Below are 20,004 nucleotides of genomic sequence, written 5' to 3' on the forward strand. Positions count from 1 at the left end.
GCAGTGCAGTGGGCCCCCGAGTGCGTCACTCTACTGGGCGGGGACGGCGGAATGGACCCCTCAGGCGGAGGTTCGGGGGCGCTGGGCGCGCGCGGAGGCATACAGGCAGACCGCGGCGGCGGTGGCGAGGTTGAGGCTCTCGGCCTTGCCGTGGATCGGGACGCGGACGACGGCGTCGGCGAGCGCCCGGGTCTCCTCGGGCAGCCCCCAGGCCTCGTTGCCGAAGATCCAGGCGGTGGGCCCGCCCATGGTGCCGGCGTCGAGCTCGTCGTCGAGGTCGTCCCGACCTGCCCCGTCGGCGGCGAGGATCCGTACGCCCGCGCTCTTGAGTCCGGCGACGGCCTGCTCGACGGGGACGCCGACGGCCACCGGCAGGTGGAAGAGCGAGCCGACGGAGGCGCGGACGGACTTGGGGTTGTAGAGGTCGACGGAGGCGTCGGTGAGGACGACGGCGTCGGCGCCGGCCGCGTCGGCGCAGCGCAGCACGGTGCCGGCGTTCCCGGGGTCGCGGACGTGCGCGAGGACGGCGACCAGCTTGGGCCGGGCGGCGATGATGTCCTCGAACGGCGAGTCGAGGAAGCGGCAGACGCCGACGAGGCCCTGCGGGGTGACGGTCTGGGAGACCTCGGCGAGGACGGCGTCGGAGGCGAAGTGGACGCGGGCGCCGGCGGCGCGGGCGGCGTCGATGATCGCGGTGTAGCGCTCGGCCGCCTCGACGGTGGTGAACAGCTCGACGAGGGTGGGCTCGCCGCCCGAGCCGCGGTGCTCGACGGCCTCGCGGACGGCCTGGGGGCCCTCGGCGATGAAGAGGCGGTCCTTGCCCCGGAAGTTGCGCTTGGCGAGCCGCCGGGCGGCGACGACGCGCGGGGAACGCGGGGAGATCAGCTCGGGGGTGACCATGAGGTGCGGCGGTTCTCTCTTCGGGGCCGGGGACTACGGGTTCTCGGGGGCCGACGCACCCGGACCCGCAGGCGCGAGCGCGCTGCGGGTCCGGGCGGAAGTACTGCGGGCCTGGAAGATCAGGCGGCGACCTTCGGGGCGTTGACGTCGGCCGGGAGGGCCTTCTGCGCGACCTCGACCAGCGCGGCGAACGCGTTGATGTCGTTGACGGCCAGCTCGGCGAGGATCTTGCGGTCCACCTCGATGTTGGCGGCCTTCAGACCCTGGATGAGGCGGTTGTACGTCATGCCGTTCTGGCGGGCAGCGGCGTTGATGCGCTGGATCCACAGCTGACGGAAGTCGCCCTTGCGCTTCTTGCGGTCGTTGTAGTTGTAGACCAGCGAGTGGGTGACCTGCTCCTTGGCCTTGCGGTACAGGCGCGAACGCTGACCGCGGTAGCCGGAGGCCGCCTCGAGGATCGCCCGGCGCTTCTTGTGGGCGTTGACTGCCCGCTTGACGCGTGCCACTTTTAACTCCTTGTAGCGGGGTCGTGGTGGTCCTCACACGACCCGAAAAACGAATGGATCCCGGTCTCTGCCGGATGCCCCCGTCGCCGGGGGCGGGAGATCAGATCAGATGCCCAGCATCTTCTTGATCTTGGCGGCGTCACCCGGGGCCATCTCGGCGTTGCCGGTGAGGCGACGCGTCAGCTTGGACGACTTGTGCTCGAGCAGGTGGCGCTTGCCGGCGCGCTCGCGCAGGATCTTGCCGGAGCCGGTGACCTTGAAGCGCTTCTTGGCACCGGAGTGCGTCTTGTTCTTCGGCATCGCGCCGTATCTCCTCGTCAGTGGCGCTCCCGCCCGGTGTGTGGACCGGGCATCCGGGAGCGTCAGTTCTTCGTTTGGTGGTTCCGGACGGAACCCAGGGCTGCCTGGTTGGCAGCCCGTCGGGTCACGCCTCGGGGGTCTCGGCCGGAGCCTCGGCCTCGACGACCGGAGCCTCGGCGACAGCGGCCTCGGGGGCCTCGTCGGCGGCAACGCCCTGGCGCTCGGCCTTGCGTGCGGCCTGGGCCTCACGCGCCTCGGCCATGGCCTCGGTCTTCTTCTTGTGCGGGCCGAGAACCATGATCATGTTCCGGCCGTCCTGCTTCGGGTTGGACTCGATGAAGCCAAGCTCCTCGACGTCCGACGCCAGCCGCTGAAGCAGTCGGAAACCGAGCTCGGGGCGGGACTGCTCACGACCACGGAACATGATCGTGATCTTGACCTTGTCGCCCTGCTTCAGGAACCGGACGACGTGACCCTTCTTGGTGTCATAGTCGTGCGGGTCGATCTTCGGCCGGAGCTTCATCTCCTTGATGACCGTGTGCGCCTGGTTCTTGCGCGCCTCACGGGCCTTCATGGCCGACTCGTACTTGAACTTCCCGTAGTCCATGAGCTTGCACACGGGCGGACGGGCGTTCGCCGCGACCTCGACCAGGTCAAGGTCATACTCCTGTGCGAGCTCCAGGGCCTTGGCAAGCGGAACAATCCCGACCTGCTCGCCGCTGGGTCCGACAAGTCGCACCTCGGGAACGCGAATCCTGTCGTTGATGCGGGGCTCGGCGCTGATGGATCCTCCTCGGTAGCACCACGCGACCGCCTGGCGGACGGACGCGCACTGTCTGTTTCTGACCAACCGAGCCGGCACATGAAAAACGCCCCGGACGGGACACAGGCGGGGCTCCACGGAAATACCGGAGCACCGCCGCGGTCAACCGCGGGGCGCACATCGGGCGGCTCCATCGTCCGTACGGAACGATGGGCGCCACCTGACCGGTGACCCGCCACCCGTGAGGGTGGTCAGGTGGGAGTACGGAGCCTCCACTTGTGGGCCGGGCACACAGGTGTCCGGCCGGTCGTTACACAAGGTTAGCAGGACCCGGCGGTCGGCGCGAACCGTACGTCCGCTTATCGTGTGGGCATGAGCGAGACGCCCCAGAACGAGTCCACGGACACCCCCGACTTCGAGAGCATGACCCGCGACATCGCGGAGGTCCCGGCGGTCGAGGTGATCGTGACCGTCGCCGTCAACCTGATGAGCGCCGCCGCCGTGAAGCTCGGGCTCACCGAGGAGGGCGAGAAGCACAAGGACCTGGACGAGGCCCGGAAGCTGATCCACGCGCTCGCGGGCCTCCTGGACGCCGGCGCGACGGAGGTCTCCTCCTTCCACGCGGCTCCCCTGCGGGACGGCCTGAAGTCCCTCCAGCTCGCCTTCCGCGAGGCCTCCCTGATCCCGGACGAGCCGGGCCAGGGACCGGGCGAGAAGTACACGGGGCCGGTGTACGGCTAGGACCTGATCGTCTTCCGGGGGTACGGGGGGCGCCCCCCCCGGAAGACAACAGTCACAGGGCCAGTGCACGGCCAGGACTGCTACCGCTTTACGTAGAAGGGCTCGCCCGGAGGCGTGGCCGAGGCCGGCAGGAGTGCCAGGTCGAGGCCCCGCACCAGGCGGGCCCTCAGTGTTTCGTCGGCGGCCAGGGCGCGGGCCACGCGCTGGGCGGCCTCCGCCGGGGCGGCGTCCGGGGCGAGGACCAGGGCGAGGGTGCCGTCGGCGGTGCCGGGACCCAGGTGGGCCCGGAGCACCGCGGGCTCGGCGGCCACGGCGGCGCGGACGGCGTCCCGTACGGCCGGGTCGTCGAGCGGGTCGGTGCTGGAGCGGCCCTCGGCGAGGGCGAGCAGCGCGGAGCCGGTCACCTGGTACGGCACGGGGCCGGCCATGTCGAGGACCAGGGTGTCGGCCTTCTCGTGGACGAGCGCGGCGAGGGCCTGGTGGGTGGGGACGGCGACGGGCCTGGCCTGCGGGTCCCAGAGGGCGAGCGCGGCGATCGAGGTGAAGGCCGGGAGGGCCCGCCGGTCGCCGGCCGTGAGGGTGGGGACGGCCATGTCGCTGGTCTTCTCCTGCTTGAGGCCCGTCTCGGGGTCGATCTCGACCTCGCCGAGGACGGCGACCACGGGGACGAGCAGGCGGGCGCCCTTGAGCGCCTCCAGGACCGGGCCGTGGGCGGTTCTGTCCTCCGCCCAGGCCGCGAGGGCCGCGGCGAGCCGCGGGTCGGCGGTGCCGTCGTCTTCGGAGAAACCGGGGTCAGGGATGTTCTTGAGCGCCACGCACCGAGCCTAACCGCCGGGTCCCGGCCGCCGGCTAGGAGGTCCGGTGGGCGCGGCGGAGTATCACGGCGGTGAGGAGCAGCAGGGCGCCGAGTCCGCCGGCGACGGGGGCGAGCAGGCCGAAGGGGCGGCTCTCCTCTGCGGCGGGGAGGGGGCCGGGCCCGAAGTAGCGGCCCTGGTATCCGGAGGCGACGGCCTTGGGGTCGCCGGCCTTGATCCGGCTGCCGGCGGCGATCGCGGCGGCCGGGTCGACCGTCCCGTACCCCTTGGCGTCGCTGCGGCCGCCCTTCGGCCGGTTGCGGGCGGTGTCGATGAGCAGCCGCTTGATCTGGGCCGGGGTGAGGTCGGGGTGGGCGGAGCGGACGAGGGCGACGGCCCCGGAGACGAACGCGGCGGCGGCGCTGGTGCCCCAGCCCTCGTAGTAGCGGCGGTCGGGGTCGGCGATGACGATGTCGTCGCCGGGGGCGCTGACGGTGGCGTACCAGCGCCGGGTGGAGAAGGCGGCGTGGGTGCCGTAGCGGTCGACGGCGGCGGCGGCGATGACGCCGGGGTAGGCGGCGGGGTAGGAGATGTGGTCGCCCTTCTCGCCGCCGTTGCCGGCGGAGGCGACGACGGAGACGCCCTTGGCGAGGGCGTACTGGACCGCGGCGTCCTCGCCGGCGTCGGGGTGGGCGGACTTGGAGTCGTCGCCGAGGGAGAGGTTGATGACGTCGGCGCCGTGGTCGGCGGCCCAGCGGATGCCCTCGGCGAGGGCCGTGCCGCGGGTCTTGCGGGCCTTGTCGCGGGCCTTGTCGGTGGACTCCAGGATGACCCGTACGGGCAGGATCCGGACGTCGGGGGCGACGCCGAGGACGCCGTCCCCGCCGCCGGGGCCGTGGCCGTGCCCGGCGATGATGCCGGCCATCGCGGTGCCGTGGCGGGCCCAGGCGCGGTCGCCCTTCGAGGCGCCGAAGCCGACGAGGTCGCGTCCGGCGAGGACCGAACCCGCGAGGTCCGGGTGGTCGGCGTCGACGCCGGTGTCGAGGACGGCGACGGTGATGCCGCGGCCCTTGGTGGTGCGCCAGGCCTCCGTGGTGTGGAGGGCTTCGAGGCCCCACTGGCGGGCCCGGATGGTGTCGGCGTGCGCGGGGGCGGTGGTGGCGGGCAGTACGGAGAACGCGGCGGCGAGCAGGGCGACCGCGCCGCCGCGGGCCCGGCGGCGGTGGGTGGGTCGGATCACCGGGCGTTCTCCTTGGCGGCCGTGGTGGCGGCCGTGCGCAGCAGTCGTACGAGGCGTTCGGTGATGCCCTTGGCCTCGTGGCCGAGGCCGGACTGGGCGGTGGCGTCGGTACGGTTCGCGGTCATGGCGCGGTCGGCGGGGACGGGGCCGCCGTCGACGGTCCGGCCGTCGGCGAAGCCGGAGACGGCGGTGACGACGACGGGGAGGTCGGCGGGGGCGTTCAGCCACCAGGCGGCGCGCTGGGGGGCGCCGAAGCGGGCGGCGACGGTGCCGGGGCCGGCGAGGGCCGGGGGGACGTCGGTGCCGAGGCGGGTGGTGAGGTCCTGGCCCAGGGTGCGCTGGGTGGAGGCGTCGGCCCGGGTGAAGACGAGACCGACGGTGATGACGCTGCTGGCGGTGGCGTCGGTGTACGTGGCGCGCAGGACGCGCTCGCAGCCGAGGGGCTCGACGGTGGCGAGGAGGCCCTTGGGGAGGACGGCGGGGGTACAGGCGGCGTCGGGGGCGACGACGATCCGGGTCCAGGTGCGGTCGGCGCCGCCGGGGCCGGCGCCGGGGCCGGTCAGGGTGCGGGGGAAGAGGGTGTCGACGGGAGCGTCGTGCCAGAGGTCCTTCGCCTCGGTGTACCCGACGGGTTCGACGGGCTTCCCGGGCTCGGCCGCGGCCAGCCACACGCCGGCGAGCGCACCGCCGATGAGCCCGAACCCGAGCACGGCACAGGCGGAGACGGCGACGGCCCGCCCGATCCGCCGCTCCCGCACGACCCGCAGCCGCGCGGTGACCTCGACGGGCACCTCGGGCGGGAGCGCGCCGGGGCCGCGGTAGGCGGGTGCGGGGACGGTCGCCGCGCCGACGCCCGAACGCCCACCGGCCGGGCGCCCGGCCGCGACGGGACCGGTCGCGGGCCAGGCGGGGGCGGGCCGCGCGGGGCCGGCGGAGACAGGCGCGGGCTGGGGGACGCCCCCCGCCGGCCCGGACGGGGCGACGTGGGGGCGGGTACCCGCCCCGGTCGGCCCGGCGGGCCCGGTCGCGGGCCGGTCAGGGACCGGCGTGGACTGCGGCGCCGCCGGGGCGACGGCGGGGCGGGCGGGGGCACCCGCCGGGCCGGCGGGGGTGGCCGCAAGGCGGTTCGGGCCGAGCCTCGGACGCGTGGAAGCGCCCGTCGGCCCGGCAGGGGCCGCGGAAGGCGCGGGCGGCGCAGCCGCAGGGCGGGCGGGGGCGCCCGTCGCGCCGGCGGGGGCCGTCGTCGGTCGGGGCGGCGTGGTCGGCGGGACGGCTGCGGGGCGGGGTGCGGTGGCCGCCGGTGGGACTCTGCGGAGGCGGGTCGTGGTCTCCGTCGCCGGGGGGTCCGGTGGGAGCAGGGCGTCCGTGATGCGGGACGGTGTGGGCTCGCCGGTCATCCCCGTCCCCCGCTCGTGTCGACAATGCCCGTCACTCTACGGGCTGTTCCCCCGCGCACGGGAACCCAGGGGCTACCCACCCGTAAACCGGTCTGGCAAGCTCGGGCCATGACTCCCCGTGCCGCCGACCGGGCCCGTTACGACCGGGCCACCGCTCACCTCGACGCGCCCGTGGCGATCGTCGATCTGGAGGCCTTCGACGCCAACGCGGCGGACCTCGTGCGCCGGGCCGGGGGCAAGCCGATCCGGGTGGCGAGCAAGTCCGTGCGGTGCCGGACGCTGCTCGAGCGGGTGCTGGCGCGGGGCGGGTTCGCCGGGATCATGTCGTTCACGCTCGACGAGTCGTTGTGGCTGGCCCGTGCCGGGTTCGAGGACGTGCTGCTCGCGTATCCGTCGGCGGACCGCTCCGGGTTCGGGGAGCTCACGCGGGATCCGAAGCTCGCCGCCGCCGTGACCGTCATGGTGGACGACGTGGCCCAGCTGGATCTGGTCGACGCCGCCCGCGCGGGCGGGACGGAGGAGGTGCGGGTCTGTCTGGAGCTGGACACGGCGCTGCACCTGTTCGGGGGGCGGGTTCGGGTCGGGGCCCGGCGTTCCCCGCTCCGCACACCCGCCGACCTCGCCGAGCTCGCCCGGTCCGTGGTGCGGCGGCCCGGGTTCCGGCTCGTCGGGATCATGGCGTACGAGGGGCATGTCGCCGGGGTCGGGGATGCCGTCGCAGGCCGCCCGCTGCGGTCCCGGGCGATCCGGCTCATGCAGTCCGCCGCCCGCAAGGAGCTCGCGGAGCGCCGCGCGGCCGTCGTGCGGGCCGTCCGGGCGGTGGCGCCGGAGCTGGAGTTCGTGAACGGCGGCGGCACCGGCAGCGTGCAGCACACGGCCGCCGAGGACGCGGTGACCGAGATCGCCGCGGGTTCGGGGCTGTTCGTGCCGCGCCTCTTCGACAACTACACCTCCTTCACCGGGCGCCCCGCCGCGCTCTTCGCGCAGCCGGTGGTCCGCCGCCCGGGCGTCGGCGTGGTGACGGTGCTCGGCGGCGGCTACCCGGCTTCGGGCGTCGCGGGCCCGGACCGGCTGCCCGTCCCGTACCTGCCGGAGGGGCTCCGGTACGACTCCCAGGAGGGCCCGGGCGAGGTGCAGACCCCGCTGCTCGGCTCCCCCGCCGACGACCTGCGGATCGGCGACAAGGTCTGGTTCCGGCACGCGAAGGCCGGGGAGCTGTGCGAGCGGTTCGAGAGCCTGCACCTGGTCGAGGGCGATCGCGTGACGGCGACCGTGCCCACGTATCGGGGTGAGGGGATGACCTTCCTCTAGGACACGAAGACCGTGTCGAGCTGGTCCGGGATCACCGTGCCGTCCTCGCGGCGGACCGGGGCCGCCGTGCCGTCGCTCGCCGTGTAGCCGGTCGTGGCGCAGGGGTACGGGGTCGCCTTCCGCTTCTTCGGCTCGATGAACACGGGGTTGACGAGCCAGCGCCCGTCGCCGTTCTCGTACGCCCGGCACATGAGTTCGTTCTTGTTGCGGTTGAGGACCAGGCGCAGCCCGGTGGCGTCCCGCAGGAAGGAGACGTCGGTGTCGGAGTCGCCGGCGGCGAGGACCTGGCGGCGGGCGGCGGGCTGGACGCGCTCGGCGGCGGGGCCCTGTACGCCGAGGATCTCCTGGTTGATCCAGCAGCGCTTGCCGTCGATGTAGGTGATCATCGCGTCCTCGCCGTCGCGGACGCCGCCGCAGCCCTTGAGGTGGCTGGTGAGGCGGCCGTGGTCGGTGGTGTTGCGGATGCCGACCGCGTGGGAGGCGTCGACGCCGGCGCCCTTCGCCCAGACGTCGACGACGGGTTCGGGCGAGGCGGAGACGATCCAGACGTCGAAGCCGCCGTCCTTCAGGGCGCGGATGAGGTCCCGCTGCTGGTCGTAGTAGCGGACCCAGCCGGTGACCTGCGCGCTGCCGACCCGCTGCGTCGCGCCCTGCGGGGCGGCGAGGCTCTCGGCGCGTGCGGCGGCCGCGAAGGAGGCGGCCTGGCGGGTGGTCCAGCCGTGCAGGAGCTGGGCGAGCCAGGCGTACTGGGGCTCCATGCGGCGGTGGTCGTAGCCGGCGAAGGCTGTCTTTCCGGCGGTCGTGGCGCCGTTCCCGTACACGGAGAGGAGTTCGTCGGCGCAGCCCGTGTCGGTGGCCGTGGGGAGGGTGCGGACGCCGGTGGGGCAGGCCGCGCGGAGGGCGGTCGCGGCCTCGGGGGTGAGGTGGCGGCTGGTGGTGGACCAGTCGCCGTCCTTCGGGGGCCGGATGCGGTCGTTGCGGAGGAGCCAGTAGAAGGTGGCGTCGCCGACGTCGTTCTTGATGACGGTGTTGTCCCAGTCGAAGACCGCGACCGGCTTCCTGCCTCCCTTGGCGCCGCAGTGGTCGGCCAGCAGGGCGTCGATGCGGGCCTTGTTGTCGCCGTACCAGCCGTCGGAGATCTTCAGGGTGGGGCAGGCTGCGGAGCGGGCCTCCGCCTGGGTGCCGGGGAGGAGGCCGGTGGCGGCGAGGGCGAGGGCGGCCGCCGCGGCGCCGGTGCGGAGCTTGTCGTTCATGAACGTCTCCTGGATGCGAGGCCTGGGGGTACGCACGACAGCCGGGCGCCTTGCGACGCCCGGCTGTCGGGTGGGGGGGGATACGGGGTGGCGGCGGTGAGGCCTAGAGCGGGGTCACGTACGCCCCGGAGATGCCGCCGTCGACGAGGAAGTCGCTGGCATTGACGAAGGAGGAGTCGTCGCTCGCGAGGAAGGCGACGGCGGCGGCGATCTCCTCGGCCTCGGCGAAGCGGCCGACGGGGATGTGGACGAGGCGGCGCGCGGCCCGCTCGGGGTCCTTGGCGAACAGCTCCTGGAGGAGGGGGGTGTTGACCGGCCCGGGGCAGAGGGCGTTGACGCGGATGCCCTCGCGGGCGAACTGGACGCCCAGCTCGCGGGACATGGCGAGGACGCCGCCCTTGGACGCGGTGTACGAGATCTGGCTGGTCGCGGCGCCCATGATGGCGACGAAGGAGGCGGTGTTGATGATGGAGCCCTTGCCCTGGCGGCGCATGTAGGGCAGGGCGGCCTTGCAGCAGAGGTAGACGGACGTGAGGTTGACGTCCTGGACCCGCTTCCAGGCCTCCAGTCCGGTCTCCAGGATGGAGTCGTCGTCGGGGGGCGAGATGCCGGCGTTGTTGAAGGCGATGTCGACGGAGCCGTACGTGTCGAAGGCGACCTTGAAGAGGTTCTCCACCTCCTCCGGGTCCGTGACGTCGACCTGCACGAAGGTGCCGCCGACCTCCTCCGCGGCCGCCTTGCCGGCGGTCTCGTCGATGTCGCCGCAGACGACGTTGGCGCCTTCGGAGGCGAGGCGGCGGGCGGTGGCGAGGCCGATGCCGCTGCCGGCTCCGGTGATGACGGCGGTACGGCCGACGAGGCGGCGGCAGATGATCTCGTTGCTCACAGTGCGGGGCCCTCCGTGCTGATGAAGACGTTCTTGGTTTCGGTGAAGGCGGTCAGGGCGTCGGGGCCGAGTTCGCGGCCGAGGCCGGACTGCTGGTAGCCGCCGAACGGGGTCCAGTAGCGGACGCTGGAGTGTGAGTTGACGGAGAGGTTGCCGGCCCGGACGGCGCGGGAGGCGCGCAGGGCGCGGCCGACGTCACGGGTCCAGATGGAGCCGGACAGGCCGTACTCGGTGGCGTTGGCGAGGCGGATCGCGTCGGCCTCGTCCTCGAAGGGGAGGACGACGGCGACGGGTCCGAAGATCTCCTCGACGGCGCAGGGGGCGTTCTCGGGGACGCCGGTGAGGACGGTCGGCGGGAACCAGAAGCCGGGGCCCTCGGGCGCCTTGCCCCGGATTCCTGCGGCGTGCTCGGCGGCATCCGTCACGTAGGAGCGGACGCGGTCGAGCTGGGCGCGGGAGATGAGCGGGCCCATCTGGGTGCGCTCGTCGGAGGGGTCGCCGACGACGATCTCCTCGATGGCGGGGGTGAGGAGCTCCAGGAAGCGGTCGTACGCGCTCCGCTGGACGAGGATGCGGGTGCGGGCGCAGCAGTCCTGGCCGCTGTTGTCGAGGAAGGACATCGGCGCCGCGGCGGCGGCCGCCTCCAGGTCCGCGTCGGCGAACACGATGTTGGGGCTCTTGCCGCCGAGTTCGAGGGTGACCCGCTTCACCTGGTCGGCGCACTTCGCCATGATCGACTTTCCGACCCGGGTGGAGCCGGTGAAGACGATCTTGGCGATGCCGGGGTGTTCGACGAGGGCGTTCCCGGCGACGGGGCCGGTGCCGGGGAGGACCTGGAAGAGGCCTTCGGGCAGGCCCGCCTCCAGGGCGAGTTCGGCGAGGCGGAGCGCGGTGAGAGGGGTGGTCTCGGCCGGCTTGAGGAGGACGGCGTTGCCGGCGGCGAGGGCGGGTGCGGTGGCCCAGGCGGCGATCGGCATCGGGAAGTTCCAGGGGGCGATGACACCGACGACGCCGAGCGGTTCGAGGATCGTGATGTCGAGGCCGCCGGCCACCGGGATCTGACGGCCGTTGAGGCGCTCCACTCCCCCGGCGGCGAAGTCCAGCAGGTCGCGGACGTTGCCGGCCTCCCAGCGGGCGTTGCCGATGGTGTGGCCGGCCTCGGTGACCTCCAGGCGGGCCAGTTCCTCGATGTGGTCGTCGACGACGGCGGCGAAGCGGCGGAGCAGCCGGGCCCGGTCGGCGGGCGCGGCGGCGGCCCAGCCGCGCTGGGCGGCGGTGGCGCGGGCGACGGCGGCGTCGACGTCGGCGGGGGTGGCGGCGGGGACGGTGGCGACGAGTTCCTCGGTCGCCGGGTTCAGTACCTGGAGCAACGCGTTCCTTTCAGTGACTCGAAGGGGCTCAGTGGCGTTCGAAGGAGCGGCGCAGCTCCCAGTCGGTCACCGCGGCGTCGAAGGCGTCGAGTTCGACGCGGGCCATGTTGCGGTAGTGGGCGACGACCTCGGCGCCGAACGCGGCCTTGGCGATCTCGCTGGTCTCCCAGAGTTCGGCTGCCTCGCGCAGGGTGGTCGGGACGTGCGCGTACTCGCCGGTGTACGCGTTCCCGGTGCAGGGCGCGGGCAGTTCGAGGCGCTGCTCGATGCCGTACAGGCCGGCGGCGACCAGGCCGGCGACGGCGAGGTAGGGGTTGACGTCGCCGCCGGGCAGGCGGTTCTCGAAGCGGGTGGAGCGGCCGTGGCCGACGACGCGGAGGGCGCAGGTGCGGTTGTCGTGGCCCCAGGCGACGGCGGTGGGCGCGAAGGAGCCGGGCTGGAACCGCTTGTAGGAGTTGATGTTCGGGGCGTAGAGGAGGGAGAAGTCGCGGAGGGCGGCGAGCTGTCCGGCGAGGAAGTGCCGCATGGTCTCGGACATGCCCTGCGGGTCGTCCCCGGCCATGACGTTGCGGCCGTCGGCGTCCTGGAGCGAGAGGTGGATGTGGCAGGAGTTGCCTTCGCGCTCGTTGTACTTCGCCATGAAGGTGAGCGAGTAGCCCTCCTGGGCGGCGATCTCCTTGGCGCCCGTCTTGTAGACGGCGTGCTGGTCGCAGGTGACGAGGGCCTCGTCGTACTTGAAGGCGATCTCGTGCTGGCCGGGGTTGCACTCGCCCTTGGCGGACTCGACGGTGAGTCCGGCGCCGGTCATCTCGTTGCGGATGCGGCGCAGGAGCGGTTCGATGCGTCCGGTACCGAGGACGGAGTAGTCGATGTTGTACTGGTTGGCGGGGGTGAGGCCGCGGTAGTTCGCGTCCCAGGCCTGCTCGTAACTGTCCTTGAAGACGATGAACTCGAGCTCGGTGCCGACGTGCGCGGTGAGGCCGAGCTCCGCGAGGCGCTCCAGCTGACGGCGGAGGATCTGGCGGGGTGCGGCGACGACCGGGGTGCCGTCGGCCCAGGCGAGGTCGGCCGTCACCATGGCGGTGGCGTCGTTCCAGGGGAGGCGGCGGAGGGTGGTGAGGTCGGGGTGCATCGCGAAGTCGCCGTAGCCGCGGTCCCAGGAGGACATCTCGTAGCCGTCGACGGTGTTCATCTCGGTGTCGACGGCGAGGAGGTAGTTGCAGCCCTCGGTGCCGTGGCCGAGGACCTCGTCCAGGAAGAACGGTGCGGCGAACCGCTTGCCCTGGAGGCGTCCCTGCATGTCGGGGAAGGCCAGGACGACGGTGTCGATCTCGCCGCTCTCGACGAGGGCGCGCAGCTCCTCGACGGTGAGCGGGGGTGTGCGGTCTGCCACGGGATTGCTCCTCCTTCGGCCTGCCGGGAGCCATAAGGTATTGCGGAAGACCATTGCTTGGGAAGTGCTGGAGAAAGGGAAACGAGAACGTGGCCAGTACGAGTGAATCGGCGGACCGGCTGACGCCCGTGCTGCGGCCGGTGCGGGCGGGCAACGGCTTCGAGGAGGCCCTGGAGCAGATCCTCCAGGTGGTACGGCTCGGGCTGGTGCCCGGCGGGGAGCGGCTGCCCGCCGAGCGGGAGCTCGCCGACCGGATGGGGATCAGCCGGGTGACCCTGCGCGAGGTCCTGAAGGTCCTCCAGGAACAGGGACTCGTGGAGAGCCGGCGGGGCAGGTACGGCGGGACGTTCGTGCTGCCCCGGGTCCAGACGGCCGACGAGGACGAGCTGCGCCGCCGGATCGCCACGGTCGACATGGAGGACACCCTGCGCTTCCGTGAGGTCCTGGAGGTGGGGGCCGCCGGACTCTGCGCGGCCCACGGCCTCGACGCGGCGGGCGCCGAGCGGCTGCGGACGGCCGTCGCGGCGACCCATGACGCCCCGCTGGCCGATTACCGCCGCCAGGACACCCTGCTCCACCTCACGCTCGCGGAGCTCTCCGGCTCTCCGACGCTGACGGCCCAGTACGCCGCCGTGCGCGCGACGGTGAACGACCTCCTGGACTGCATCCCCCTGCTCGTACGCAATCTGGAGCACTCCCAGCACCAGCACACGGCCCTGGTGGAGGCGGTCCTCGACGGGGACGCGGACGCGGCGCGCGAGGTGATGCGGGAGCACTGCGCGGGCACGGCGGCGCTGCTGCGGGGCTTCCTGACGTGACCCGGGCATGACTTCCCGCGTAACCCGAAAGTAACGCACGGGGGTTGCGCTCCCCCGTCGGCCACCGCAAAGGTATGGCTCCAATCCATTGGGCCCGTTGCGGGGAGCTGACGCTGCCATGACGCTCGAAGACACCACGCCGTCGAAGGACGACTACCTCGAACGCCGGGCCCTGCGCCGCGGCAGCGCCGGCTGGCTGCTGCTCACGGGCCTCGGCGTGGCCTACGTCGTGTCCGGGGACTACTCCGGCTGGAACATCGGCCTGTCGAAGGGCGGCTTCGGCGGGCTCGCCGTCGCCACCGTCCTGATGGGCGCGATGTACGCCTGTCTGGTCTTCGCGCTCGCCGAGCTGTCCGCCATCCTGCCCACCGCGGGCGGCGGCTACGGCTTCGCCCGCCGGGCGCTCGGCACCTGGGGCGGCTTCCTCACCGGCACCGCGATCCTCATCGAGTACATCCTGGCCCCCGCCGCGATCTCCATCTTCATCGGCGACTACGTGACGTCCCTCGGCCTCTTCGGCCTGGAGTCCGGCTGGCCGGTCTACCTGGCCTGCTTCGCGATCTTCATCGGGATCCACCTGTGGGGCGTGGGCGAGGCGCTGCGTTTCAGCCTGATCGTGACGGCGATCGCGGTCACGGCCCTGGTCGTCTTCGCGCTCGGCGCGTTCACCGACTTCCACGTGGACGGCCTGAACGACATCCCGGTCGACGGCGGGGCCTTCGGCGCGAACTCCTGGCTGCCGTTCGGGCTGCTCGGGATCTGGGCGGCGTTCCCCTTCGGCATGTGGTTCTTCCTCGGCGTCGAGGGCGTGCCGCTGGCCGCCGAGGAGGCGAAGGACCCGGTGCGGTCGATGCCGAGGGCGCTCGCGCTCTCCATGGGGATCCTCGTGCTGCTCGCCGTCATGACCTTCTTCGCCGCCACCGGGGCGCGGGGCGCGGCCGCCGTGCAGGAGGCGGGCAATCCGCTGGTCGTGGCGCTCCAGGGCGACGGGGAGCCGACGGCGCTCAGCCGCTTCGTGAACTACGCGGGCCTCGCGGGCCTGGTCGCCTCCTTCTTCTCCCTCATCTACGCCGGTTCGCGCCAGCTGTTCGCCCTCTCCCGGGCGGGCTACCTGCCCCGGTTCCTCTCCCTGACCAGCCGCCGCAAGTCGCCGTACCTGGGACTCCTCATCCCGGGCGCGATCGGCTTCGCGCTCGCCGCGGGGACCGGGAACGGGGCGCGGATGCTGAACATCGCGGTCTTCGGCGCCACCATCTCGTACGCCCTGATGGCGCTCTCCCACATCGTGCTCCGCCGCCGCGAGCCGGGGCTTCACCGGCCGTACCGCACGCCCGGCGGAATCGTGACCTCGTCGGTGGCCTTCGTCCTGGCCCTCTCGGCGCTCGTCGCGACCTTCCTGGTGGACCGGACGGCGGCGTTCATGGCGCTGGGGGTGTACGTGATCGCCCTCGCCTACTTCGCGTTCTACAGTCGGCACCATCTGGTGGCCAGGGCGCCCGAGGAGGAGTTCGCGGCGCTCGCCGCGGCCGAGGCCGAACTCGAACGCGACTGACCCACCCGACTCTCCGCACCTCTGGAGGACCTTCCGTGACCAAGCCGCTCATCGGCGTGACCACCTACCTGGACCAGGCACGCTGGGGCGTGTGGGACATGCCCGCCGCGCTGCTTCCGGCGCAGTACCCGCGTCTCGTACGGGACGGCGGCGGGCTCCCGGTGATGCTCCCGCCGGGCGGGCCCGAGGACGCGGCGGCGGTCCTGGCACGGCTCGACGGGCTCGTCGTCGCAGGCGGGGCGGACGTCGAGCCCGTACGGTACGGGGCCGATCCCGACCCCCGTACCGGCCCGCCGGCCCGTGCCCGGGACACCTGGGAGCTGGCCCTGATCGACGCGGCCCTGGCCTCCGGCACGCCGCTGCTCGGCATCTGCCGGGGCATGCAGCTCCTGAACGTGGCCCTCGGCGGGACGCTGATCCAGCACCTGGACGGGCACGTGGAGGCGGTCGGGGTGATCGGCCGGCACGCGGTGAAGCCGGTGCCGGGCACCCGGTACGCCTCGCTGGTGCCCGAGCTCACCGAGGTCCCGACCTACCACCACCAGGCCGTGGACCGGCTCGGCGCGGGGCTCACGCCCTCCGCCCACGCGGAGGACGGCACCGTGGAGGCGGTGGAACTGGCCGCACCGGCCTGGGCGCTCGGGGTCCAGTGGCACCCGGAGATGGGCGAGGACCTGCGCGTGATGCGGGGGCTGGTGGAGGCGGCGGGGGGCCGGTAGCACCGCGGGCAGGGGGTGCGGGGCGGCCGGGGTGGGCTCCGGCCGCCCCGCGGCTCAGTGGTCCGCCGCCGTCGCCGCCACCGCGCGGCGACCGAGGAGGACGTACAGGCCCGCGGCGACGATCATGCCGACCGGCAGGGACAGGTCGACCCCGCCGAGCGCCGTGGCGACCGGGCCGGTGTAGACGGTGTTGACGCAGAGGGCGGCCGAGGCCACGCCGGTGATCAGGGCGAGGGCGCCCGCCCGGTTGACGCCGCCGGTGAACCAGAACGGGCTGCCGGGGGTCTCGTCCGAGAGCGCGCGGCCGTCGTAGCGGTTCCGGCGCAGCAGGATGTCGGTGGCGTACACGGCCGTGAGGGGGCCGATCAGGACGACGATCACCTGAAGGGCGCTGCTGACGGTGTCCAGGAAGTTGGAGACCAGCAGGCCGTAGAGGGTGGCCGCGACCGCGACGGTGCCGTCGAAGAGGACGCTGACGGTGCGTCGGATGCGCAGGCCGACGGCCTGGAGGGCGAGTCCGGCGCTGTACGCGGTCAGGGCGTTGATGGCGATCGTGCCGAGGACCAGGGCGAGCAGGAAGACGGGCACGAACCAGCCCGGAAGGATCGTCTGCAGCGCGTTCTGAGGGTCGGTCATGTCGACGGCCGTGGCCGCGAAGGCGCCGAGCGAGGAGACGACGACGCTGGGCGCGAAGGCACCGAAGGCGGTCCAGCCGAGGACCGCCTTCTTCGAGGCGGTTCGGGGCAGGTAACGGGAGAAGTCGGCGCTCGTGGTGTACGAGAGCGGGCCCGAGGCGATCATCGTGGTGCCCGCGATGATCAGGGCCCAGAGGTCGACGCCCGCGAGCGGCTCTGCGGGCGCGTAGGAGAAGTCGGCGTGCTTGAAGACGGCGAGGGCGACGACGGTGAACGCCCCGGACAGGGCGAGCGTGATCGGCAGGTACAGCTTGATGATCAGGCCGTGCCCGTAGACGCTGATGGCCAGCGTGAGCGCGGCGATCACCACGATGACCGCCACCTTGACGGGCGTGGTCGCGGTGATGCCGACCTTCTCGACGAGCGCGAAGGCGGCCGTGGCCGCGGCGGCGAGGTTGAGCGCGAAGTAGCAGACGGAGACGAGCCAGCCGCCGATCGCGTTGTTCACGCGGTTGCCGATGACGCCGTACATGGCCCGGGTGATCACCTCGCTGGGCGCGCCCGCCGCCGGTCCGGAGGTGGCCAGGAGGCCGGTGATCACCCAGAAGAGGTTGCCGACGACGATCACGGCGACGGCCTGCCAGAGGCTCAGGCCCATCAGGACGAGCGCGCCGCCGATGACGAGGCTGAGGTAGTTGACACTTCCCGCGGCCCACACGGAGAACAGCTCGCGCGGGTGTCCGTGGCGCTCGCTGTCCGGGATGTGATCGATGCCGTGGGCTTCGATGCGGCCGGGCCGGTCGGCGGCCGGGGTGACCTCGGCGCGGGCGGCGCCGGGGTCGGGAATCGTGGAAGCCATGCGGCCCTCCGGATGCGTGTAGCCCACCTGGTTGCTTATTGGTCGCACACTCAATAGCATCGCCGGTATGCCGTCAAGCGTCCAGCGCAAGAGAATTCGGAAAACGCCCGAGGCCCGCAGGGCGGAGATCGTCGAGACCGCGGCCCGCGTCGCCCTCACCGAGGGCCTGGAGTGCGTCACGCTCCGGCGCATCGCCGAGGAGCTCGCCGTACGACCCGGTCTGATCAGCCACTACTTCCCGTCGGCGGAGGATCTGGTCGCCGAGGCGTTCAGCGTCGCCGCCACCGGAGAGCTCGACGCCCTGCTGCCCGCCGACCGCCCGGACGGGTCCCCGACGCAGTACCTCGCGCGCTACTTCGCCCTCTCGGGCGGAGAGGCGTACGACGACATCAGCCGCCTGTGGATCAACGCCCGGCACCTCAGCCGCTACCGGCCCGTGCTCCGCGACCGGGTCGCCGAGCAGGAGCTCGCCTCCGACGACCGCCTCTCGGACCTCATCCGCGAGGGCGTCGAACGGGGCGAGTTCCGCACGGACGACCCGCGCGCGGCGGCCATCCAGATCCTGGTCGTCCTCGACGGCCTCGGCGCCCACGCCAACACCGACCGGAGCGACCGACCGGAGGCGGTGACCCGGATGGCGGTGACGACGGCGGAACGGGAACTCGGTCTGCGGTACGGGGCTTTGACGGACGTACGCATGCCGGGCGAGCCGACGGAACAGGTGCAGCAGGCCGAGCCCACCGCACCGGCGGAGCCGACCGATCCGGCCGAGCCGAGCGAACCGGCGGAGCCGACCGGTCCGGCCGGCCGGGCCCGACCGGCCTAGGCGACCCACTGCCGTCACCCACCCACCGGCATCGAGCCGCGCCCACCGACCCCGCCACCCCTACGCCCTCGCACTCTTCCTGGAGCCACCCGTGCGCACCCGACTCGTCCTGCACTCCGCCCGTCTGCTCGACCCCGGCACGGGGGCGTTCCTGCCGGAGACGGCGCTCGCCGTCTCCGACGACGGCCGGATCTCCGCCCTGGGCGACGACCGCGAGATCCGGGCGCTGGCCGGTCCGGCGAGCACCGTCGTCGACCTCAAGGGGGCCGTCGTCACCCCGGGCTTCGTCGACGGCCACCTGCACCCGGTGACCGGCGCCGAACTCACCCACGGCCTCGACCTGTCGTACTGCGTCGATCTCGACGACGTGCGGGAGGCGCTGGCCCGCGAGGTGCGGAACCTCGACCGCGGCCAGTGGCTGTTCGGCTGGGGCCTGGACCCGAACGTCTTCGGCGACCGGCCCGTCGGCACCGCCCCCTTCGACACGGTGCTCGACGGGATCCCGGCCTTCCTGCTGCTCTTCGACGCCCACTCGGCCCTGGCCAGCCGCCGGGCCCTCGAACTCGCCGGGGTCGACGGCCCCCGCACCTTCGACCAGGCCTCCGCCGAGGTCGTCTGCGACGCCGACGGACGCCCGACCGGACTGCTCCAGGAGGACGCGGCCTGCGAGCTGGTCGAGCGGGTGGCCCCCCGGCCCACGCGCGAAGAGAGCCGGGAGCGGCTCGCGGCGGCGCTGCGGGGCATGGCGGCGGCGGGTCTCACCGGCGGTCACGCCATGGACGCCAACGGGGACAGCCTCGCCCTGTACGGGGAGCTCGACGCGGCCGGCGAGCTGCCGCTGCGGCTCCGGGTCGCGCCCTGGTGCCAGCCGGGCACCGACGCCGACGGCGTACGCGCGCTGATCGAGCAGCAGGGCTTGGGCGGGGAGCTGTGGCGGGTCGCGGGCGTGAAGCTGTTCATGGACGGGACGATCGACAACGGCACGGCGTGGCTGGAGCGGCCGGACTGCCACGGCGAGTCCACGCACGCGTTCTGGCCGGACCCCGAGGCGTACACCCGGATCATCGGGGAGCTGCACCGGGCCGGGGTGCCGACGGCGACGCACGCGATCGGCGACGCGGCCGTGCGGTACGTGCTCGACTCCGTCGAGAAGGCGCGGGCGGGCGGGGACGGTGGTGCGGTACGGCACCGGGTCGAGCACATCGAGACGGTTCCGGACGACACGCTGCGCCGCTTCGCGGAGCTGGGCGTCCTGGCGTCGATGCAGCCGACGCACTGCTGCGACTTCACCCGCGCCGACCACACCGACAACTGGTCGCGGCGCCTCGGCGAGGAGCGCGCCGCGCGCGCGTGGCGCTGCCGGGACCTGTCGGAGTCGGGGGCCACGGTCGTCCTCGGCTCGGACTGGCCGATCGCGCCGTTCCCGCCGCTGGGCGTGATGGCCGGGGCCCGGCACCGGCGCCCGAGCCGTGACCTCGGCCAGGCGCCGCACGGCCCGGAGCAGGCGCTGACGCCGCTGGAGGCACTGCGGGGGATCACGACGGCGGCGGCGTACGCGGCGGGCGAGGAACACGAGGCGGGCCGTCTGGCCGTGGGCCACCGCGCCGACCTGACGGCCCTCGCGGCGGACCCCCTGACGACCCCGTCGACGGACCTCCCGAGCGTCCCGATCCGCCTGACGACGGTGTCGGGCCGGGTGACGTTCCGCGCGGCCGATCTCTGACGGGACACCGCCCCGCGC

19 protein-coding genes are annotated in these 20,004 nt (G+C 73.2%); 7 read left to right on the plus strand and 12 right to left on the minus strand.

Annotated features, from left to right (window positions below; all coding sequences use genetic code 11):
• Positions 1 to 60: 60 nt before the first annotated feature.
• The 4 genes from ACFYX3_RS21195 to infC all read right to left on the minus strand — a co-directional run bounded on the left by ACFYX3_RS21195 (position 61) and on the right by infC (position 2,556).
• A complete protein-coding gene (locus ACFYX3_RS21195) occupies positions 61 to 900 on the minus strand; it encodes a TrmH family RNA methyltransferase (protein WP_389015485.1) in 840 nt (279 codons plus the stop codon).
• A 119-nt stretch (positions 901 to 1,019) separates the two neighbouring features.
• The gene (gene rplT, locus ACFYX3_RS21200) at positions 1,020 to 1,406 is read right to left on the minus strand and encodes a 50S ribosomal protein L20 (protein WP_056566486.1); all 387 of its coding nucleotides are present in this window, start codon (positions 1,404 to 1,406) and stop codon (positions 1,020 to 1,022) included.
• Between the two features lie 105 nt (positions 1,407 to 1,511).
• Positions 1,512 to 1,706, minus strand: a complete 195-nt coding sequence (rpmI, locus tag ACFYX3_RS21205) for a 50S ribosomal protein L35 (RefSeq protein ID WP_015032399.1) — start codon at positions 1,704 to 1,706, stop codon at positions 1,512 to 1,514.
• A 124-nt stretch (positions 1,707 to 1,830) separates the two neighbouring features.
• The gene (gene infC / locus ACFYX3_RS21210; protein WP_389015490.1) at positions 1,831 to 2,556 is read right to left on the minus strand and encodes a translation initiation factor IF-3; all 726 of its coding nucleotides are present in this window, start codon (positions 2,554 to 2,556) and stop codon (positions 1,831 to 1,833) included.
• 285 nt (positions 2,557 to 2,841) lie between these two features.
• Between infC and ACFYX3_RS21215 the strand changes: the two genes are divergently transcribed.
• Positions 2,842 to 3,210 (plus strand): DUF1844 domain-containing protein, encoded by a 369-nt coding sequence (locus ACFYX3_RS21215; RefSeq protein ID WP_041128341.1) that lies wholly within the window; start codon positions 2,842 to 2,844, stop codon positions 3,208 to 3,210.
• A gap of 80 nt (positions 3,211 to 3,290) precedes the next feature.
• Here the strand turns inward: ACFYX3_RS21215 and ACFYX3_RS21220 are convergent, their stop codons facing one another.
• Genes ACFYX3_RS21220 through ACFYX3_RS21230 form a run of 3 tightly spaced genes read right to left on the minus strand, consistent with a single transcriptional unit; the run spans position 3,291 to position 6,641 of the window.
• The gene (locus ACFYX3_RS21220) at positions 3,291 to 4,025 is read right to left on the minus strand and encodes an SseB family protein (RefSeq protein ID WP_389015494.1); all 735 of its coding nucleotides are present in this window, start codon (positions 4,023 to 4,025) and stop codon (positions 3,291 to 3,293) included.
• A gap of 34 nt (positions 4,026 to 4,059) precedes the next feature.
• Positions 4,060 to 5,241, minus strand: a complete 1,182-nt coding sequence (gene mycP / locus ACFYX3_RS21225) for a type VII secretion-associated serine protease mycosin (RefSeq protein WP_389015958.1) — start codon at positions 5,239 to 5,241, stop codon at positions 4,060 to 4,062.
• Complete coding sequence (locus ACFYX3_RS21230; protein ID WP_389015497.1) at positions 5,241 to 6,641, minus strand: hypothetical protein; 1,401 nt, start codon at positions 6,639 to 6,641, stop codon at positions 5,241 to 5,243. The genes mycP and ACFYX3_RS21230 overlap by 1 nt, the downstream gene beginning before the upstream one ends.
• A gap of 108 nt (positions 6,642 to 6,749) precedes the next feature.
• Here ACFYX3_RS21230 and ACFYX3_RS21235 point away from each other — a divergent pair, with 108 nt between their 5' ends.
• Positions 6,750 to 7,952 (plus strand): amino acid deaminase/aldolase, encoded by a 1,203-nt coding sequence (locus ACFYX3_RS21235; protein ID WP_389015500.1) that lies wholly within the window; start codon positions 6,750 to 6,752, stop codon positions 7,950 to 7,952.
• On the opposite strand, the gene ACFYX3_RS21240 is transcribed toward ACFYX3_RS21235, so the two are convergent.
• The 4 genes from ACFYX3_RS21240 to ACFYX3_RS21255 all read right to left on the minus strand — a co-directional run bounded on the left by ACFYX3_RS21240 (position 7,949) and on the right by ACFYX3_RS21255 (position 12,854).
• Positions 7,949 to 9,205: a haloacid dehalogenase-like hydrolase gene (locus ACFYX3_RS21240; protein WP_389015503.1), complete on the minus strand. Its 1,257-nt coding sequence runs from the start codon at positions 9,203 to 9,205 to the stop codon at positions 7,949 to 7,951. The genes ACFYX3_RS21235 and ACFYX3_RS21240 overlap by 4 nt on opposite strands.
• Before the next feature lie 103 nt (positions 9,206 to 9,308).
• Positions 9,309 to 10,091 (minus strand): 3-oxoacyl-ACP reductase, encoded by a 783-nt coding sequence (locus tag ACFYX3_RS21245; protein ID WP_093876989.1) that lies wholly within the window; start codon positions 10,089 to 10,091, stop codon positions 9,309 to 9,311.
• Positions 10,088 to 11,461, minus strand: a complete 1,374-nt coding sequence (locus ACFYX3_RS21250; RefSeq protein ID WP_389015506.1) for an aldehyde dehydrogenase family protein — start codon at positions 11,459 to 11,461, stop codon at positions 10,088 to 10,090. The genes ACFYX3_RS21245 and ACFYX3_RS21250 overlap by 4 nt, the downstream gene beginning before the upstream one ends.
• A gap of 28 nt (positions 11,462 to 11,489) precedes the next feature.
• Positions 11,490 to 12,854 carry a glutamine synthetase family protein gene (locus tag ACFYX3_RS21255; protein WP_389015509.1) on the minus strand — a complete coding sequence of 455 codons (1,365 nt, stop codon included), beginning with the start codon at positions 12,852 to 12,854 and terminating at the stop codon, positions 11,490 to 11,492.
• 89 nt (positions 12,855 to 12,943) lie between these two features.
• On the opposite strand from ACFYX3_RS21255, the gene ACFYX3_RS21260 reads away from it, so the two are divergent.
• The 3 genes from ACFYX3_RS21260 to ACFYX3_RS21270 all read left to right on the plus strand — a co-directional run bounded on the left by ACFYX3_RS21260 (position 12,944) and on the right by ACFYX3_RS21270 (position 15,943).
• Complete coding sequence (locus ACFYX3_RS21260; RefSeq protein WP_116161919.1) at positions 12,944 to 13,672, plus strand: FCD domain-containing protein; 729 nt, start codon at positions 12,944 to 12,946, stop codon at positions 13,670 to 13,672.
• Between the two features lie 118 nt (positions 13,673 to 13,790).
• Positions 13,791 to 15,224: an ethanolamine permease gene (gene eat, locus ACFYX3_RS21265; RefSeq protein ID WP_116161918.1), complete on the plus strand. Its 1,434-nt coding sequence runs from the start codon at positions 13,791 to 13,793 to the stop codon at positions 15,222 to 15,224.
• 35 nt (positions 15,225 to 15,259) lie between these two features.
• On the plus strand, positions 15,260 to 15,943 hold the full coding sequence (locus ACFYX3_RS21270; protein ID WP_389015514.1) for a gamma-glutamyl-gamma-aminobutyrate hydrolase family protein: 684 nt from the start codon (positions 15,260 to 15,262) through the stop codon (positions 15,941 to 15,943).
• A 54-nt stretch (positions 15,944 to 15,997) separates the two neighbouring features.
• Here ACFYX3_RS21270 and ACFYX3_RS21275 read toward each other — a convergent pair whose 3' ends face one another.
• Positions 15,998 to 17,437 (minus strand): purine-cytosine permease family protein, encoded by a 1,440-nt coding sequence (locus ACFYX3_RS21275; RefSeq protein WP_389015517.1) that lies wholly within the window; start codon positions 17,435 to 17,437, stop codon positions 15,998 to 16,000.
• 67 nt (positions 17,438 to 17,504) lie between these two features.
• On the opposite strand from ACFYX3_RS21275, the gene ACFYX3_RS21280 reads away from it, so the two are divergent.
• Both ACFYX3_RS21280 and ACFYX3_RS21285 read left to right on the plus strand, forming a co-directional pair.
• Positions 17,505 to 18,263, plus strand: coding sequence for a TetR/AcrR family transcriptional regulator (locus tag ACFYX3_RS21280; protein ID WP_389015520.1), 759 nt, complete (start codon positions 17,505 to 17,507; stop codon positions 18,261 to 18,263).
• Between the two features lie 91 nt (positions 18,264 to 18,354).
• Entirely contained in the window at positions 18,355 to 19,986 is a 1,632-nt protein-coding gene (locus ACFYX3_RS21285; RefSeq protein WP_389015523.1) for an amidohydrolase, read from the plus strand.
• The last annotated feature ends 18 nt before the right edge of the window (positions 19,987 to 20,004 follow it).

The sequence above is a fragment of the Streptomyces sp. NPDC002463 genome (assembly GCF_042889835.1).
GTDB lineage: Bacteria > Actinomycetota > Actinomycetes > Streptomycetales > Streptomycetaceae > Streptomyces > Streptomyces nymphaeiformis.